The organism is Duganella hordei, from assembly GCF_040369125.1.
Taxonomy (GTDB): Bacteria; Pseudomonadota; Gammaproteobacteria; order Burkholderiales; family Burkholderiaceae_D; genus Rugamonas; species Rugamonas hordei.
In genome coordinates, this window is sequence record NZ_BPWI01000023.1 from 41381 (window position 1) to 58597 (window position 17217).

The window sequence follows — 17217 nt, forward strand, 5'->3', positions numbered from 1 at the left end:
TGTGCAACAGCGCCCTCCAAAACGGCGCAGTTGCTCCAATTTGCTGTATAAAGCAGAAATACCCTCGCCCCGCGATCACGGGCCACTTCGCCATGTTTAAACGATTTTCCATCACTTTCTGGGCCACCGTATTTGTCGGCGCCGTGTGCGTGTCGCTGGTGGCCGTCGACATCTGGCGCAGCCTGTCCGCCCGCGACGCCCAGTTGCAGGAGATGGAGCGCCTGACGTCCAACGTCGCGCGCGCGATGGCGCAGCACGCGGACGACACCATCAAGGCCGCCGACACCGCGCTGGCCGACATCGTCGAGCGCATCGAGCATGACGGCCTCGCCGCGCCGCAACGGGCGCGCGTGTACGCCCAGATGATGGTGCACGTGGCCAACCTGCCGCAGCTGGCCGGCCTGTTTGTCTATGACGAAAACGGTGCATGGGTGGTCAACTCGCGCAACATGCTGGCGCCGACCAACAACAACGCGGACCGCGAGTATTTCGTCTATCACCGCACCCATGCCGGCAGCGAGGCGCACGTGGGCGAGCCGGTGGTCAGCCGCAGCAGCGGCAAGTGGGTCATTCCGGTGTCGCGCCGGCTGGACAAGCCTGACGGCAGTTTCGGCGGCGTGGCGCTGGCGACGCTGGACATCGATTACTTCCGCCGCTACTACCAAAGCTTCGACATCGGCGCGCGCGGAGCGGTGGCGCTGATCTCCGACAGCGGCGTGCTGCTGCTGCGCCGCCCCTTCGACGAGAAGCGGGTCGGCATGAACCTGCGCGGCACCGAGGTGTTCCACGCGATCCACGACCTGCGCGCCGGCGAGGTAAGCGGCAGCGGCTTCTTCGCCTCGCCCAACGACGGCGAGCTGCGCCTGAATAACTTCCGCAGGCTCGAATACTATCCGCTGTTCGTGACGGCGGCGCTGTCGAAGCAGGAGATGCTGGAGCACTGGCGGCACGACAGTTTCACCCGCTCGATCGGCGCGGTGGTGCTGGCGGCGCTGCTGGGCTTTTTCGGCAAGCGGCTGGTGGGGCAGATCAATCTGCGGGCGCAGGCCGAGACCGAGTTGCGCCAGGCGCGCGACGCGCTGGAAAGCGCCAACCGCACGCTGGAGCGGCTGGCGATGCAGGACGGCCTGACCGGGCTGGCCAACCGCCGCCAGTTCGACGTCACGCTGGGCAATGAGTTCAGCCGCGCGATGCGGCACCAGCACGTGCTGGCCTTCGTGATGATCGACGTCGACTACTTCAAGCAGTACAACGACGTCTACGGCCACAGCACCGGCGACGACTGCCTGCGTTCGCTGAGCAAGCTGATACGCGCGCTGACGCCCAAGCGTCCGGGCGACGTGGTGGCGCGCTACGGCGGCGAGGAGATCGGCATCCTGATGCCGGACACCGGCATGGACGGCGCGCTGGCGGTGGCCGAGCGCATCCGGCAGGCGATCGTGGCGCAGAACACGCCGCACAGCGGCAGCCCGTTCGGCATGGTGACCATCAGCGCCGGCGTGGCGACGCTGTCGCCGCAGCGCGGCGTGCACCTGCCGGGGATGCTGGTGGAGGCGGCGGACAAGGCGCTGTACGCCGCCAAGTCGGCCGGCCGCAACCGCGTGCTTGCCGCGCCGCCTATCGTGCCGTCGGCGTCCCCGCCGCCGCCCGGCGCCTAGCCTCGTCGTCTGGCGCCTAGCGCTGCTGCGCCAGCAGCCGCAAGGCCTCGCGCGCGACCGGCGGCGAGACGACGTGGGCGCCGTCGAACTCCGCATACCTGACCTCATAGCCTTCGCCGGCCAGGCGCAGCGCGATGCCTTTGCCGCGTTCGACCAGCAGCACCTTGTCCGCCACGCCGTGCGCGACGAACACGCGCGGCTGGCCGGTGCGCCGCAGCGGCGCCATGAAGCCGGGCGAAAAGGCCAGGATGTCGCCGAACAGGTCGCCGTTCATCAGGCCGACCGACAGCGCGTACGAGGCGCCGTCGGAAAAGCCGCCGATGGCGACGGCGCTCGCGTCGACCTCGTAGCGGCGCATGATCCAGCCCAGCGCGCGGTCGACGAAGGCCAGGTCCGGCCCGTAGCCGCCGCGCAGCACGTCCCAGCTGGTCGACAGCGCATCGGGGATCAGCAGCAGCGAGCCTTGGCGCGCCGCGTGCGCCAGCGCGATGGCGTCGCCACCGCCGTGCTGGCCGCCGGCGCCGTGCAGCAGCACCAGCAGCGGCAGCGGCTTCGGCGGCTGGAGCGGATCCTGTGTCGGCACATGCAGGCGCGCGTGGCGGCCGTCCGGGAAGGCCAGCTTGTGGGTGCCCGCCGGCAGCGGCGGCGCGGCCGGCAGGCCGGCATGCAGCAGGGCGGGACGGGCGTGCAGGCGGCCGTCGCTGTAGGGCGGTGGCGGCGATGCGTCGGGCGGAGCGGTTGCCATCACGCCTCCTGCGTGGCGGTTTTTTGGGACTAGTTTACTCCGTCCCCGCCGCGCCGGCGCTCATTTGCGCACGTAGGCGGTCAGCTCCCAGTTGTCGCGGTTGTAGATCCGGCCCATCCAGTCGGTATCGTGATAGTCCATCTTGACGAAGTTGTTGACCGCCGGCGCGAACCACACGGTTTCGGTCAGCTGGCCGTTGCCGCCGTTGCTGCCGGGCTCTTCGCCGCGATACAGCGCCTCGACCTCGATCTTCAAGGCGTCGAATTCACCGGCCGCCACCTTGATTTTTTCCCAGTTCAGCACCTTGCCCTTGACGTAGTAGCGCCAGCGCTTGCCGGATTTCGGATTGTCGCCGTCGACTTCGCTGCTCCACTCCTTGCCCGGCGCCAGCGGAAAGGCGTAGCGCGTGAACGACGGCGCGAAGTGCATGGCGCCGCGATCGATGGGATTCATTTCGGCGCTGAGCAGCTGCTTGCTCAGCAGCGCTCCGCTGGCGGCGCGCTTGATGTCGATGTGGATGCCGGCGTTGTCGATGCCGGCCACCTCCAGCCGGTTGAGGCCGCCCTTCACGCCTTTCCACACGTCGGTGTACTGGTAGGTCCAGGAATCGCCGACGGCGGGCGTGGGCGCGGCCACCGGCGCGTTGTTGTCGGCCAGCGCGAAAGGCGCGGTGGCTGCGAGGGCGAGAGCGGCAAGCGTCCGCTGGATCGAAGTCATGCTGTCTCCTTGGTATTATGATAAGATTATATTATCACAACATCGCCCGCGCGTAACTGCGCGGCGGCTGGCCAACGTGGCGACAGAAGGCGGTGCTGAAGGTACTGGCCGAGCTGTAGCCGACCCGCCCGGCGACCTCCTCGATACCGAGTTCCTGGCCGCGCAGCAGATCCTTGGCCAGCGCCATGCGCCAGGACAGCAGGTAGGCCATCGGCGCCAGGCCCACCTCGCGCAGGAAGCGGGCACAGAACGCTGAGCGCGACAACGCGGCCGATTTGGCCAGCTCGGCCACCGTCCATGGGCGCGACGGCGTGTCGTGCATGTGCCGCATCGCCGCCGCCAGGCGGCTGTCGGCCAGGCCGCGCAGCAATCCCGGACTGGCGCCCGCTTCCGACGTCGAGCGCAGCGCCTCGATCAGCAGCACCTCCACCAGCCGCGTGAGCACCAGCTCGCGCCCCGCCAGTTGCGCGCCCGCCTCCTCGCCGACCATCCCGACCAATGCCGACAGGCGCTGCGCGCCGCGCACGTGCACCAGCGCCGGCAGCAGCGACACCATCAGGGCCGCGTCGGGCGAGTCGAACATGAAGTAGCCGCCCAGCAGGCGCACGTCGGGCGCTCCGGCCTGGACGCCGTGGCGGACGTCGCCGCTCTGCGCCGCCATGGCGTTGGGGTCGTAGTATTCGGGCGTCACCGGGTCGAAGCCGGACAGCGTGAAGCCGGGCGTGGCCGGCAGCAGCACGAAGTCGCCCGCCGCCAGGTCGATGGCCGGCTCGCCGTCGACCGCCAGCCGGCAGCTGCCTTCCAGCACCGCGCAGAAGCTGGGCTGGCCGAAGTCCGAATAGCGCACGCCCCAGCGGCCGGCGCCGCTGATGCCTTTCGACAGCACAGACCGCGGCCGCAGCAGCGCGATGACCTCGGACAGTGGATCGTTCATGATTGGACGCTCGCAAATGAAATCTGGACGCCTCATTGTAGTCAATCCTGCACGGCTCCACTATCGTTTCATCATCGAAACCACAAGGGAGTATCACCATGAAAACCGTCCTCATCACCGGCTGTTCTTCGGGCTACGGCCGCGAGACGGCGTCCTATTTCCTGCTGCAGGGCTGGAACGTGATCGCCACGATGCGCACGCCGCGCGCGGACGTGCTGCCACGCTCGGACCGGCTGCGCGTGCTGGCGCTGGACGTCACCAGCGCGGACAGCATCGCCGCCGCGGTCGCCGCCTGCGGCCCGGTCGATGTGCTCGTCAACAACGCCGGCATCGGCCTGTTCGGCGCCTTCGAGGCGACGCCGATGGCGACGGTGCGCGAGGTGTTCGAGACCAACACCTTCGGCGTGATGGCGGTGACGCAGGCGCTGCTGCCGCAATTTCGCGAACGCCGCGCGGGCGTCGTGGTCAACGTGACTTCCAGCGCGACGCTTGCGCCGCTGCCGATGGTGGCCGTGTACACCGCCAGCAAGATGGCGATCGAAGCCTTCACGGCGTCGCTGGCCCACGAGCTGGCCGCGTTTGACGTGCGGGTCAAGCTGGTGGAGCCGGGCTATGGGCCGACGACCGCGTTTTCCAGCAACACCGGTCCGCGCCTGGAGGGCTTGATACCGCCGGCCTACGCGCCGTTCGCGCAGTCGGTGTTTGCCGCCTTCACCAGTCCGGCGGCGGTGACCACCGAGGCCGACGTGGCCGAAGCGGTGTGGCGCGCGGCGAGCGATGTGACGGGGCAGCTGCGCTTCCCGGCCGGCGCCGACGCGGTGGCGCTGGCGGCGGCATAGCGGTGTTGGTTCTTTGTGGGGATTTTGGCGCCGGCGGTGGCGGCATCGACGCGCAACAGGTAACATTGCGTTAAGCCCCACAGGATGAGAAGTACCGATGCCTATACCCAGCGTGCGAAAACTGATGGTCCTGAGCGTGCTCGGGCTAGGCATCCTTCGCGCCGGCGCCGAGCAGGCCGCCGCGCCGGCGAAATTCGCGCCGATACCGGTGCTGTCGATTTTCCGCCCGCTGCAGGCCAACGGCTCGGCCGACGATGCGCTGGCCAGCGGCCGCGTCGTGCCCGGCCATTATGCGATGGCGCCGCGGGCCGGCAAGCGCTGGCGCATCGCCTTTCTGTTCCCGCACCTGAAAGACCCGTACTGGACCGGATGCGCCTACGCCGTCGTCAGCGAAGCCCGCCGGCTGGGCGTCGCTGCCGACATCCTGCCGGCCACGGGCTACGACGATCTGCGGGGCCAGTTGCGCCTGATGGACCAGGCCATCGCGGCCAAATACGACGCCATCGTCATCTCGCCGATCGGCATGACGGCCAACAACGCCTCGATCGCCAAGGCGCGCGCGGCCGGCATCGCGGTATTCGAGCTGGCCAACGACAGCCGCAGCGACGACCTGAACATCAAGGTCACCACCTCGCTGCGCGGCATGGGCCAGGAGGCGACCCGCTGGGTGGTGCGCGACGCCCAGCAGCGCGGCCTGAAGTCGGTCAACATCGCGCTGCTGCCGGGGCCGATGGGGGCGGGCTGGGTCAAGGGCGAGGTGGACGGCACGCGGATCGCCGCGCAGGAAGCGCCTATCGCCGTCAACATCATCGACATCCGCTACGGCGACAGCGACTTCGCGCTGCAGGCGCAGCTGGCGACGCAAATGCTGGCCAAGCATGGCGCCAAGCTCGATTACCTGATCGGCTGCACCGGCTGCGCGCCGGCCGCGCTGGCGCCGCTCAAAAAGGCCGGCCTGGACGGCAAGATCCGGCTGGTGGCCTACGACCTGACGGGCGACATCGCGCACCTGATCCGCAACAAGGAAATCTACGCCGCCGCCGACACCAAGGGCGTCAGCCAGGGCAGGGTGGTGATCAACGCCGCCGTCAACCTGCTCGAAGGGCGCGGCAAGGAGCTGCCGCACACCATCCTGGTGCAGCTGGGCGTGGTCGACCAGTCGAATTTCTCCACCTACCCGTTCGACACCTCGATCGCGCCGGACGGCTACAAGCCGGTGCTGTCCTACGACCCGGCACGGAATTGACAACGCCGCCGCAGCGGTACGCTTTCATGGGGCAGCGCAAGCACCGCTTGCATCTATTCGCTAGACTCGACGCATTGCGATAAACTAAATCCAGTCACCTTAGTCAAAGATCGTGAATACAACAAATCATCTTGGAAATCTTGGTGAAGACGTTGTTTCGCAGCTGTTCCGGCGAAAAATCAATGACGTCTATCGATTCTCCGTCACTTTTCTTGGAGAGAAAACACAGTTCCTGGATTTTATTGTGAATTTGCTCGATGGAGAGGGGGCGGAGTACGGACCATTCTTCTTTTTGCAGGTCAAGACAACCACCAAAGTGCCGGGACAGGGGCGAGGCATATCCGCACGGTTTAGTGCAAAGGAAGTGAGGACGGCCTGCGCTCGCAAAGTGCCTGTATATTTGGTCGCTGTCGGCTGCTTGAGCGACGACTCGGAAGAGATTTTTGCGATGGCGGTCGATGCATCACTTCAAGGCGGCGTTGCTGTGGTGCCCAGGATCTTTTCTCTTTCAATGAAGGAAACCAGGTTGAGGATTTATGATGAGGTCCACGCCTATTTCCAAGCCGAGATGCCGGTATTTGAGTCGCAATTGACGCGGAAAGCGTATGCTTTCAGCGTCCGTAAGGAGGGGAAATGACGAACAATTCCGAGAAATTTGCGACGTCACTGATATCGCTTGCTTTGGTAAGAAACGGCTACGAAACATTCAAGGATGTTCCGGGTGGCGGCGAGCACAGGACTGCTATTTTGGTGGTGGGGAAGGGCGCAGAAAAGAAAACCGAAGAGACTTTTATTGTTGAGGTAAAAGTCATTCGCGACGAAAATTCCATTCCCCGCCAGCTTGATAATTTGCGTGATCAATATCGCTCCGCCCTTGCCAGCACGGTTTATCTTGCATTCTTTATCGACAGCGAAGGCCGGCTCATTGTCGACGACGCATTGTGTCAACGGATGCGGTTCGTTGACGATGAAATACGCCTGGAAACACTGCCCAGGATACCGAGCGTAGCGGCATCATAGGGCGTCCAGGGGATTGCCTTTAGCGTCTTTTCAATCACATCAGGATGACGTCGTACTGCTCCTGGTGGTAGGCCGTCTCCACCTGCAGCGAGATTTTCTTGCCGATGAAGTCGCCGAGCATCGCCAGGTGCTGCGATTCCTCTTCCAGGAACATGTCCACCACTTCCTGCGAGGCGAGGATGCGGAATTCGCGCGGGTTGAATTGCTTGGCTTCGCGCAGCAGTTCGCGCAGGATTTCGTAGCAGATGGTGCGCGAGGTCTTCACCTGGCCCTTGCCGCTGCAGGCCGGGCACGGCTCGCACAGGATGTGCGCCAGCGATTCGCGGGTGCGCTTGCGCGTCATTTCCACCAGCCCCAGCGCCGAGAAGCCCGACACCGACACCTTGGTGCGGTCGCGCGACAGGGTCTTCTTCAGCTCCAGCAGCACCGCGTTGCGGTGCTCGGTGTTTTCCATGTCGATGAAGTCGAGGATGATGATGCCGCCCAGGTTGCGCAGCCGCAGCTGGCGGGCGATCGCGTGCGCCGCCTCCAGGTTGGTCTTGAAGATGGTGTCGGCGAAGTTGCGCCCGCCGACGAAGCCGCCGGTGTTGACGTCGATGGTGGTCATCGCCTCGGTCTGGTCGACGATCAGGTAGCCGCCGGACTTGAGGTCGACGCGCCGCCCCAGCGCGCGCAGGATCTCTTCCTCCACGCCGTACAGGTCGAACAGCGGCCGCTCGCCGGTGTAGTGCTGCAAGCGGGGCAGCACGCCCGGCGTGTAGGCCTGGCCGAATTCGACCAGGTTCAGGTAGTTCTCGCGCGAGTCGACCTGGATGGTGGCGGTGTCGTCATGGACGAAGTCGCGCAGCACGCGCTGGGCCAGGCTCAAGTCCTGGTGCAGCAGGGTGGTGGCGGGCTTGGTCTTGGCGCCGTGGACGATGGCGCCCCAGGTCTTGCGCAGGTACTCGACGTCGGCGGCGATGTCGGAGTCGGACGCGTCTTCCGCCTGCGTGCGCACGATGTAGCCGCCCTTTTCCTCGGTCGGCAGCAGGCCTTGCAGCCGCGCGCGCAGCGCTTCGCGCTCCGCTTCCTTTTCGATCTTCTGCGAGATGCCGATGTGGGAGTCCTGCGGCAGGTAGACCAGCATGCGGCCGGCGATCGAGATCTGCGTCGACAGGCGCGCGCCCTTGGTGCCGATCGGGTCCTTGATCACCTGCACCGTCAGCACCTGGCCGTCGAACAGGATCTTTTCGATCGGCGTCGGCGCGGCGTTCTGGCCGCCGTCGTGCGGGCGGGCTTCCCAGATGTCGGCCACGTGCAGGAAGGCGGCGCGTTCGAGGCCGATGTCGATGAAGGCCGACTGCATGCCGGGCAGCACCCGCACCACCTTGCCCGAATAGACGTTGCCGGCCAGGCCGCGCGTCAGGGTGCGCTCGATGTGCAGCTCCTGCACGGCGCCCTGCAGGATGAGGGCGACCCGGGTTTCCTGCGGGGTGATGTTGATCAGGATGTCTTCGTTCATTTGTCTCTACGGCCGGTTAGGTGAAAATCGGCTTCTGTATTCCCTGTTGACTGAACGACGATCATACACGCCGCTCAGGGTAGCGGCAAACCGGCCTGCCTGAGCAGCTGTACCGTCTCGTACACCGGCAGGCCCATGATGCCGGAATGGCTGCCGGCGATGTGTTCGATGAACTGGGCGGCCGGGCCCTGGATGCCGTAGCCGCCGGCCTTGTCGTAGGGTTCCTGGGTGGCGCAGTAGGCGGCGATGGCGGCCGGCGTCAGCACGCCGAAGCGCACTTCCGACACCTGCGTGAGCTGGCCGGCGAAGTCAGCCGACTGCACGGCGATGGCGGTCAGCACCTGGTGCGTGCGGCCCGACAGCTGGCCCAGCATGGCGATCGCTTCGTTGGCGTTGGCCGGCTTGCCGAGGATGGCGCCGTCGATGGTGACGGTGGTGTCGGCCGACAGCACCACGCGCGGCGCCATGCGGCGCTTGACCACCAGGTCGGCCGCGAAGGCGGCTTTTTCGCGCGCCACGCGGGCCACGTAGTCCATCGGCGCCTCGCCGGGCAGCACGTCCTCGGTGACGTCGGGGCCGCGCGGGCCGTCGCTGCGCAGCAGCAGCAGTTCGAAATCGATGCCCACCTGGCGCAGCAGTTCGCGCCGGCGCGGGCTTTTGGAGGCGAGGTAAATCTTTTTGTCGACCGGCTTCATATAGTTATGTTTTAAACGCGGTGATAGGGGTGGTTCTGTGTAATCGACCAGGCACGGTAGAGCTGCTCGGCCAGCATCACGCGCACCATGCCGTGCGGCAGCGTCATGCTGGAGATGCGTATCAAACCTTCGGCGCGCGCCTTCAGCTCGGGATCGAGTCCGTCGGCGCCGCCGATCAGGAAGGCCGTGTCGCGGCCGTCCTGCTGCCAGGCTTCCAGCTGCTGCGACAGGCCGACCGAGGTCAGGTCCTTGCCGCGTTCGTCGAGCGCGATGATGCGTACCGATTTCGGCAGCGCCGCCTCGATGCGCTCGCGTTCGAGCGCCATCGCGGTGGCGGCGGTCTTGCTGCCCGAACGGTCGACCGGCTTGATCTCCTTCAGCACGATCTTCAGTTCCGGCGGCATGCGCTTCGCGTATTCGGCGAAGCCGGTTTCGATCCAGGCCGGCATCTTGTGGCCGACCGCAGCGATGATCAGCTGCATGGCGGTTTACTCTGCGACTTTTTTGATGCGCTTGATGACGGTCTTGGCTGGCGCTGCGGCGGAGGCGAGCGCCGAATCTCCCTTTGGCTTGGCTACTTTACGTTTAGGCGGCAGCGCTTTCAGCACTTCGGCGGCGGCGACAGCCGACTTGGTCTTGCCGACCTTGATGGTCTTGCCGGCCGGGACGGCGGCTGCCTTCTTGGCGGCAGGCTTCTTCGCGGCGGCCGGTTTGGCGGCGGCGGCTTTGCGGGCCGGGGTCTTCTTCTCGATCACCGGCGACGCGTCGACGGCCTTCTTGCCGGCGGCCAGGTGGCTGCTGACTTTCTTCGGCGCGTCGGCTTCCTCGCCTTCCTTGGTCGACTTGCGCTTGGCCGCGCCCATCTTGACCGGCTTGTCGCCCCAGATCTCTTCCAGGCGGTAGTAGGCGCGGATCGGCGCCTGCATGATGTGGACGATCATGTCGCCCAGGTCGACCAGCACCCATTCGCCGGTGTCCTCGCCTTCCATGCCGTAGACGTCGCCGCCGGCGGCCTTGACCTTGTCGCGCACCGAGGCGGCCAGCGCCTTGGTCTGGCGGTTGGAGGTACCGGAGGCGATGGCGATGCGGTCGAACAGGCTGGTCAGGTGGGTGGTATCGAACAGGGCGATATCTTGGGCCTTGACGTCTTCGAGTGCGTCAACGACGAGGGATTGCAGTTTTTTGATGTCCATTTAGCTTTTGTATAGATTGTGTTGTTCAATATAGTCTAGCACTAGCGGCGGGATAAGCGAGTTTGCCGGTTCCCCCCGTTGTAATGCCGCACGTATTTCGGTGGCGGAGATATCCACCGCGAAGTCTTGTGCCAGATAAGTCAGACCGTGCGGCGTGTTGCGGATTTGTTCAGGCGTTCCCAGTCGGCTGGAAAACGCCTCGGCCACAGCCGGCGGCAGGCCGGCGGTGGCAATGCTGAAACCAGGGCGGGCGGCCACGCAGATATGGGCGTAGTCGAACAGCGCCTGCCATTCATGCCAGGTGTCGAGCCGCTGCAGCTGGTCGGCGCCCATCAAAAAGGCGATGGAGGCCGACGGCCCCAGCTCGGCGCGCACCTGGCGCAGCGTGTCGATCGTGTAGGTGGCAAGCCCCTGTTCGCCGCGCTCGATTTCCTGCAGATCGACCACGACGCTGTACGGCTGGCCGGCAAAGGCCAGCGCCACCATGTCGGCGCGCTGCCGGGGCGTCGCTTTCAGCGTGGATTTCTGCCATGGCAGGCCGGCTGGGATCACGCGCAACTGGTCCACCTGCAGCAGGCCCGCGAAATGCGCGCCCAATGCGATGTGGCCCTGATGCACCGGATCGTAGCTGCCTCCCAGCAGTGCGGTTCGGTAGACCATCAGCAGGCCATCGTCACGCCGCGAGCCAGTCGCGATGCGGCAGGAAGTCGGTGTAGAGCGCCGCTTCCGGCGTGCCGGCCTCGGGCTCCCAGCGATAGCGCCATTTGACGATGGGCGGCATCGACATCAGGATCGCCTCGGTGCGTCCGCCCGACTGCAGGCCGAACAGCGTGCCGCGGTCGAACACCAGGTTGAACTCGACGTAGCGCCCGCGGCGATAGGCCTGGAAGTCGCGTTCGCGTTCGCCGTACGGCGTGTCCTTGCGCGCTTCCAGTATCGGCTGGTAGGCCTTGAGGAAGGCGTCGCCGACGCTCTGCATCATGGCGAAGCTCCGCTCGAAGCCCGCTTCGTTGAAATCATCGAAGAAGATGCCGCCGACGCCGCGCGCTTCCTGGCGGTGTTTCAGGTAAAAATACTCGTCGCACCATTTCTTGAAGCGCGGATGCAGTTCGTCGCCGAACGGCGCCAGCGCGTCGGCGCAGCTCTGGTGGAAGTGCCTGACGTCTTCCCTGTTGCCGTAGTACGGCGTCAGGTCCATGCCGCCGCCGAACCACCACGCCGGTTCGCCGTCGGCGGTGGTCGTGGTGAAGAAGCGCACGTTCATGTGCACCGTCGGCGCGTACGGGTTGCGTGGGTGGATCACCAGCGACACGCCCATCGCCTCCCACGGCTTGCCGCCCAGGTCGGGCCGGTGCGCCGACGCCGATGGCGGCAGCCTGGCGCCCATCACGTGCGAGAAGTTGACGCCGCCGCGCTCGATGACGTTGCCTTCCTCGACCAGCCGCGAAATGCCGCCGCCGCCTTCGGGCCGATCCCACGCGTCGCGCAGGAAGGACTTGCCGTCCACGGCCTCCAGCGCCTGCACGATGCGGTCCTGCAGGCCGAGCAGGTAGGCCTTGACGGCTTCGGGGTTCGGAAAGGACGACATCTTATCCTAATGCTTCAGGCCGCGCCAGCCAATATCGCGGCGGCACTGCATGCCGTCGAACGCGATCTGGTCGACCACGTCGTAGGCCTGCTTCTGCGCCATCTTGATGCTGTCGCCCAGGCCGACCACGCACAGCACGCGGCCGCCGGTGACCTGCAGCTGGCCGTTGACGTCGGCGGTGCCGGCGTGGAAGGTCACCGATTCCGGCGTTTCGGCCGGGATGCCTTCGATGACGGCGCCTTTTTGCGGCGTGTCCGGGTAGCCGGCGGCTGCCAGCACCACGCCGACGGCGGTGCGGCGGTCCCATTCCAGCTCGATCTGGTCCAGCGTGCCGTTGACGGCGTGTTCCATCACCGCCACCAGGTCGGTCTTCAGGCGCGACATGATCGGCTGCGTCTCGGGATCGCCCATGCGGCAGTTGAATTCCAGGGTGCGCGGATTGCCCTGGGCGTCGATCATCAGGCCGGCGTACAGGAAGCCGGTGAAGACGATGCCGTCCTTGGCCATGCCGGCGATGGTCGGGTTGATAATCTCGCGCATCACGCGAGCGTGCATGGCCGGCGTGACGATGGGGGCGGGGGAGTAGGCACCCATGCCGCCGGTGTTCGGGCCTTCGTCGTTGTCCTTCAGGCGCTTGTGATCCTGGCTGGTGGCCAGCGGCAGCACGTGCTTGCCGTCGCACATGACGATGAAGCTCGCTTCCTCGCCGGCCAGGAATTCCTCGATGACGATGCGCGCGCCGGCGTCGCCGAAGCGGTTATCGGCCAGCATGTCGTCCACCGCGCGGTGCGCTTCTTCCAGCGACATCGCCACCACCACGCCCTTGCCGGCGGCCAGGCCGTCGGCCTTGATGACGATCGGTGCGCCGTTGGCGTCGATGTAGGCGTGCGCCTGCGCCACGTCGGAGAAGGTCTGGTACTTGGCGGTCGGGATGCCGTGGCGCTGCATGAAGGCCTTGGCGAAGTCCTTCGACGATTCCAGCTGCGCCGCTTCCTTGGTCGGGCCGAACACCTTCAGGCCGCGCGCGCGGAACAGGTTGACGATGCCGCCGGCCAGGGGCGTCTCGGGACCGACGACGGTCAGGCCGATGTGCTCCTGCTCGACGAAGTTCGCCAGTTCATGCAGGTCCGTGATGTTAACGTTGACCAGGCGCGAATCGCGCGCGGTGCCGCCATTGCCCGGAGCGACATACACCATCTGGATACGTTCCGATTGCGCCAATTTCCAGGCCAGCGCGTGTTCACGGCCGCCGGAGCCGACTACCAATATTTTCATAAATCCTCAGTCTTCGATCAGCGTGTTGGAATAGACTTCCTGGACATCGTCCAGTGCTTCCAGCGCGTCCAGCAGTTTTTGCATCTTGACGGCGTTATCGCCGGTGAATACGGTCTCGGTGGCCGGCTTCATGATGATCTCGGCCACTTCGGCCTTGAAGCCCGCCGCTTCCAGCGCATCCTTGACGGTGGCGAAGTCGTGCGGGCCGCACAGCACTTCGAAGCCGCCTTCTTCATCGGCCACCACGTCTTCGGCGCCCGCTTCGAGCGCCACTTCCATCAGCGCGTCCTCGTTGGTGCCGGGCGCGAACAGGAACTGGCCGCAGTGCTTGAACATGAAGGCCACCGAGCCCTCGTTGCCCATGTTGCCGCCGTTTTTGTTGAACGCATTGCGTACTTCCGCCACGGTGCGCACGCGGTTGTCGGTCATGCAGTCGACGATGACGGCCGCGCCGCCGACGCCGTAGCCTTCGTAGCGGACTTCCTCGTAGGCCGCGCCGTCCTCGCCGCCGGTGCCGCGGGTGATCGCGCGCTGCACGTTATCCTTCGGCATATTGGCGTCGGCCGCCTTGTCCACGGCCAGTCGCAGGCGCGGATTCGAGGTCAGGTCGCCGCCGCCCATGCGCGCAGCCACGGTGATTTCCTTGATGAGACGGGTCCAGATCTTGCCGCGTTTAGCGTCGGTGGCAGCCTTTTTGTGCTTGATGTTGGCCCATTTGCTGTGTCCAGCCATGTTCGGTCTTCCTTCGGCGGTGTTCGTTGGTATGCGGTGAGGGCAGTATTTTACCATAGGCTGGCCCTCAGAAACCGCCGCTGGGGCGGCGTCGGCCATCGGCCCGGATACTAGAGGGCCACCTCGACTTTTTGTAGGGCGCCTGTCACATGCCGATGCTAACATTTATTTTTTAAACATTATTATAAAAACCACGGAGACGACATGGACAGAAGGCAGTTTCTCAAGTACGGCAGCTTCATCACGGTATCGGTAGCATCGGGCGCCGGCCTGAGTGCCTGCGGCGGCAGCGGTTCCGCCCCCGCCGACGGCGCGGCGGGCGACCTGCCGCTGGCCAGCGGTCCGTGGAAGTTCCCGCAGAGCGTGGCCTCGGGCGACCCCAAAGCCGACAGCATCATGCTGTGGACCCGCGCCGTGCCGTCCGGCGCCGACAGCGTGGCCGCCGCGCCAAGCGCCGCCGACAGCGCGATCCGCCTGGTGATGACGGCCGCCGACAACAGCGCCGCCCTGGGCGGCGACACGGCGCTCAGCGGCGCCACCGTGGTCGACGTCAAGCTGCCGTTGCAGTCGCAATACGACAACACGGTGCGGCACAAGGTGACCGGGCTGTCCGCCAATACGGTCTACTACTACCAGTTCGTGGCCGGCGACACGCGTTCCAACGTCGGCCGCTGCAAGACCGCGCCGGCCGCCGACGCCGACGTCGCGCAGCTGCAGTTCGCCTACATGACCTGCCAGGACTGGAGCGTCAACCACTGGGGCGCGATGAGCAGCATCGCCGGCGAAAACCTGGACTTCATCGTCCACCTGGGCGACTACATCTACGAGACCGTCGGCGAGGACTTTCAGCTCGGCGCCGTCGAGTCGCGCCACGACGCGCTGAAGCTGCCGGACGGCGCCTTCAAGAGCGGCACCTCGGGCGCCAAGTACGCCACCACGCTGGCCGACTACCGCTACCTGTACAAGAAGTACCGCACCGATACGCGCCTGCAGGCGCTGCACGAGCGCTTCGCCTTCATCGCCATCTGGGACGACCACGAGTTCACCGACGACGCCTGGCAGGACGCGCAGACCTACGACGGCTCCTTCAGCACCGCCGACGGCTCGGACCTGCACCAGACGGGCCGCCGCCGCAACGCCAACCAGGCCTGGTTCGAATACATGCCGGCCGACGTCGGCCTCGACACGGCCACCACCAGCTTCCAGAACATCAAGATCTACCGCGACTTCCAGTTCGGCAAGCTGATGCAGCTGGTGATGACCGACGAGCGCCTGTACCGCTCCGACCACGTGATCCCGGAATCGTCGATCAATCCGGCCACCGGCCTGCCGCTGGGCCGCATCGGCGCGCGCTACCTGGTGCCACAGGATATCTTCAACACCGTGGAGGCGCAGAAGATGGCCGGCGCCACCGCCATCGGCCTGGCTTCGCCGCTGGATACCGTGTCGATGCTGGGCTCGACCCAGCGCCAGTGGTGGATGGACAAGATGAAGGCCGCCACCTCGACCTGGAAATTGTGGGGCAACGAGGTATCGCTGCTGCGCATGGGATTGAACGGGGTCGACGCCATCGCCACCTTGCTGGCGCTGAACGCGGTGCCGACCATCGCCGCGTCGATCCTGACCACGTCGGCGGCGGCGGGGAACAACCTGCCGCTGGCCGGCGCCATCGTGGCGGCGGCCACCGCCGGCGCATCGTCGGCGCTGGCGCAACGTGGCGCCGGCGCGATCATGCAGACCTACGGCACGCCCGGCAGCAGCGCAACCACGCAGGCCGCAGCCGCCGTGGCGGCCGGTCTGACGGCGCCGCAAGCGGCGATCGCGGTGGCGACTTACGGCGCGGTGTATATCGCCATCAGCGGCATCGTCGCCACGCCGCCGGCCACGGCCGCCGGCATCGGCGCGCAGACCATCGCCTTCGGCTACATCAAGCCGGACATCCAGGCGAAGAAGACCGAGTCGCCGTTTGTCGCGGCGTCGGGCAAGAAGGCCGCGCTGGCGCCGTTCTTCGCGCGCTTCCTGCTCAACTGCGACCAGTGGGACGGCTACAACAGCGAGCGCAAGGCGCTGATGGCGCACTTGAAGACCAATAGCGTCAGCAACGTGGTCGCGATCACCGGCGACATCCACGCCTTCTTCGCCGGCACCGTCAGCGACGACTACGACGCGGCCAACGGCGGCACGCCGGTGATGGTGGACCTGGTATCGGCGGGCATCAGCTCCGACTCCTTCTTCACCTACCTGCGCGACGCGGCGGCCGCGCTGGGCGACATCAGCACGCTGGTGTCGTACCCGCTGGCGATACCGGTGCCGGGCGTGGGCACCTTGAGTTTGTCGTTCAACCTGCTGGACTACACGATGGGCAAGGCCGCGCCGACCGTGGCGTCGCTGCTGGAGCAGATGCGCGTGCAGCTGCGCGGCGCGCTGGGCGCCAAGGGCTTGCCCGAAGCGCAACTGGATGCGACCGCCAGCGCGGTGCTGGCCGGCCTGCAGGCCAGCAGCGACTTCAGCGTCAGCCTGCTGGCGCTGGCGCAGCAGCTGGCTAGCCTGGGCAACAACCAGTGGATCAAGCATCTGAACAATGATGCGCAGGGTTATACGCTGGTCACGCTGACCCCGGGCAAGCTGGTGGCGCAGTTCAAGCAGGTCAACAAGCTGGTGGGCGGCAACGCGCCGACGACGGTGGTGGCGCGCATCGCCACCGCGACCGTGGCGGCGGGGGCGCCTTCGGTGACGATCAGCTAGCGACTACACCCAGCTCCCGCTTGAGTGCGCTGAAAATGGCACTCAAGCTGGGGCTGGTAGCAAGAGAGTCTGTCAAAAGGGCGCACCGTAAAGCTTCGCCCGTCATAGCCAGCGGACGGGACAGCACGTCAAATCCCGTCGTGCCCGCTACCACAACGCGGAGCATTCCACGTGCGGCGGCCTCTTCCCCAGCCAGCAGCAGCTCGCCGATCTCATCCAACATGGCGTTTGCGAATGCAGGATCGGCGGCGATTCGTTCGATCAAGCCGGTTTCAACATCCTGAGTCAGTTCCATTGCACTACTCCCGCTAATCGCAAATCGGTACTTA

18 protein-coding genes are annotated in these 17217 nt (G+C 65.9%); 6 read left to right on the forward strand and 12 right to left on the reverse strand.

Annotated elements, in window-relative coordinates; all coding sequences use genetic code 11:
* Window positions 1–92 precede the first annotated feature (92 nt).
* Window positions 93–1658, forward strand: coding sequence for a diguanylate cyclase (locus ABWW33_RS30000; protein WP_353405105.1), 1566 nt, complete (start codon window positions 93–95; stop codon window positions 1656–1658).
* Window positions 1659–1674: 16 nt separating this feature from the next.
* Here ABWW33_RS30000 and ABWW33_RS30005 read toward each other — a convergent pair whose 3' ends face one another.
* Genes ABWW33_RS30005 through ABWW33_RS30015 form a run of 3 tightly spaced genes read right to left on the reverse strand, consistent with a single transcriptional unit; the run spans window position 1675 to window position 4054 of the window.
* Window positions 1675–2403 carry an alpha/beta hydrolase gene (locus ABWW33_RS30005; protein WP_353405106.1) on the reverse strand — a complete coding sequence of 243 codons (729 nt, stop codon included), beginning with the start codon at window positions 2401–2403 and terminating at the stop codon, window positions 1675–1677.
* 60 nt (window positions 2404–2463) lie between these two features.
* Window positions 2464–3120 carry a hypothetical protein gene (locus ABWW33_RS30010; RefSeq protein ID WP_353405107.1) on the reverse strand — a complete coding sequence of 219 codons (657 nt, stop codon included), beginning with the start codon at window positions 3118–3120 and terminating at the stop codon, window positions 2464–2466.
* Between the two features lie 34 nt (window positions 3121–3154).
* Complete coding sequence (locus tag ABWW33_RS30015; protein WP_353405108.1) at window positions 3155–4054, reverse strand: AraC family transcriptional regulator; 900 nt, start codon at window positions 4052–4054, stop codon at window positions 3155–3157.
* A 98-nt stretch (window positions 4055–4152) separates the two neighbouring features.
* On the opposite strand from ABWW33_RS30015, the gene ABWW33_RS30020 reads away from it, so the two are divergent.
* The 4 genes from ABWW33_RS30020 to ABWW33_RS30035 all read left to right on the forward strand — a co-directional run bounded on the left by ABWW33_RS30020 (window position 4153) and on the right by ABWW33_RS30035 (window position 7159).
* Window positions 4153–4893, forward strand: a complete 741-nt coding sequence (locus ABWW33_RS30020) for an SDR family oxidoreductase (RefSeq protein WP_353405110.1) — start codon at window positions 4153–4155, stop codon at window positions 4891–4893.
* Between the two features lie 97 nt (window positions 4894–4990).
* Complete coding sequence (gene torT / locus ABWW33_RS30025) at window positions 4991–6139, forward strand: TMAO reductase system periplasmic protein TorT (protein WP_176652651.1); 1149 nt, start codon at window positions 4991–4993, stop codon at window positions 6137–6139.
* A 112-nt stretch (window positions 6140–6251) separates the two neighbouring features.
* A complete protein-coding gene (locus tag ABWW33_RS30030) occupies window positions 6252–6776 on the forward strand; it encodes a hypothetical protein (RefSeq protein WP_353405112.1) in 525 nt (174 codons plus the stop codon).
* On the forward strand, window positions 6773–7159 hold the full coding sequence (locus ABWW33_RS30035; RefSeq protein ID WP_353405114.1) for a hypothetical protein: 387 nt from the start codon (window positions 6773–6775) through the stop codon (window positions 7157–7159). The genes ABWW33_RS30030 and ABWW33_RS30035 overlap by 4 nt, the downstream gene beginning before the upstream one ends.
* A gap of 34 nt (window positions 7160–7193) precedes the next feature.
* On the opposite strand, the gene rng is transcribed toward ABWW33_RS30035, so the two are convergent.
* The 8 genes from rng to ABWW33_RS30075 form a co-directional block, all read right to left on the reverse strand.
* Window positions 7194–8660, reverse strand: a complete 1467-nt coding sequence (gene rng, locus ABWW33_RS30040; protein ID WP_353405116.1) for a ribonuclease G — start codon at window positions 8658–8660, stop codon at window positions 7194–7196.
* A 74-nt stretch (window positions 8661–8734) separates the two neighbouring features.
* Entirely contained in the window at window positions 8735–9355 is a 621-nt protein-coding gene (locus tag ABWW33_RS30045; protein WP_353405118.1) for a Maf family protein, read from the reverse strand.
* A gap of 11 nt (window positions 9356–9366) precedes the next feature.
* Window positions 9367–9837, reverse strand: a complete 471-nt coding sequence (rlmH, locus tag ABWW33_RS30050) for a 23S rRNA (pseudouridine(1915)-N(3))-methyltransferase RlmH (protein WP_008451768.1) — start codon at window positions 9835–9837, stop codon at window positions 9367–9369.
* A gap of 6 nt (window positions 9838–9843) precedes the next feature.
* Entirely contained in the window at window positions 9844–10548 is a 705-nt protein-coding gene (gene rsfS, locus ABWW33_RS30055) for a ribosome silencing factor (RefSeq protein WP_353405119.1), read from the reverse strand.
* Window positions 10549–11208, reverse strand: coding sequence for a nicotinate-nucleotide adenylyltransferase (locus ABWW33_RS30060; protein ID WP_353405121.1), 660 nt, complete (start codon window positions 11206–11208; stop codon window positions 10549–10551). It abuts the gene before it with no gap.
* Between the two features lie 13 nt (window positions 11209–11221).
* Window positions 11222–12136: an oxygen-dependent coproporphyrinogen oxidase gene (gene hemF / locus ABWW33_RS30065; RefSeq protein WP_353405122.1), complete on the reverse strand. Its 915-nt coding sequence runs from the start codon at window positions 12134–12136 to the stop codon at window positions 11222–11224.
* 6 nt (window positions 12137–12142) lie between these two features.
* Window positions 12143–13411 (reverse strand): phosphoribosylamine--glycine ligase, encoded by a 1269-nt coding sequence (gene purD / locus ABWW33_RS30070; RefSeq protein WP_176652657.1) that lies wholly within the window; start codon window positions 13409–13411, stop codon window positions 12143–12145.
* A 6-nt stretch (window positions 13412–13417) separates the two neighbouring features.
* Complete coding sequence (locus tag ABWW33_RS30075; protein WP_176652658.1) at window positions 13418–14143, reverse strand: YebC/PmpR family DNA-binding transcriptional regulator; 726 nt, start codon at window positions 14141–14143, stop codon at window positions 13418–13420.
* A 204-nt stretch (window positions 14144–14347) separates the two neighbouring features.
* On the opposite strand from ABWW33_RS30075, the gene ABWW33_RS30080 reads away from it, so the two are divergent.
* Window positions 14348–16888, forward strand: coding sequence for an alkaline phosphatase D family protein (locus ABWW33_RS30080; RefSeq protein ID WP_353405123.1), 2541 nt, complete (start codon window positions 14348–14350; stop codon window positions 16886–16888).
* Here ABWW33_RS30080 and ABWW33_RS30085 read toward each other — a convergent pair.
* Complete coding sequence (locus ABWW33_RS30085; protein WP_176652660.1) at window positions 16881–17183, reverse strand: transcriptional regulator; 303 nt, start codon at window positions 17181–17183, stop codon at window positions 16881–16883. The two genes, ABWW33_RS30080 and ABWW33_RS30085, sit on opposite strands and share 8 nt — an antisense overlap.
* Between the last annotated feature and the right edge of the window lie 34 nt (window positions 17184–17217).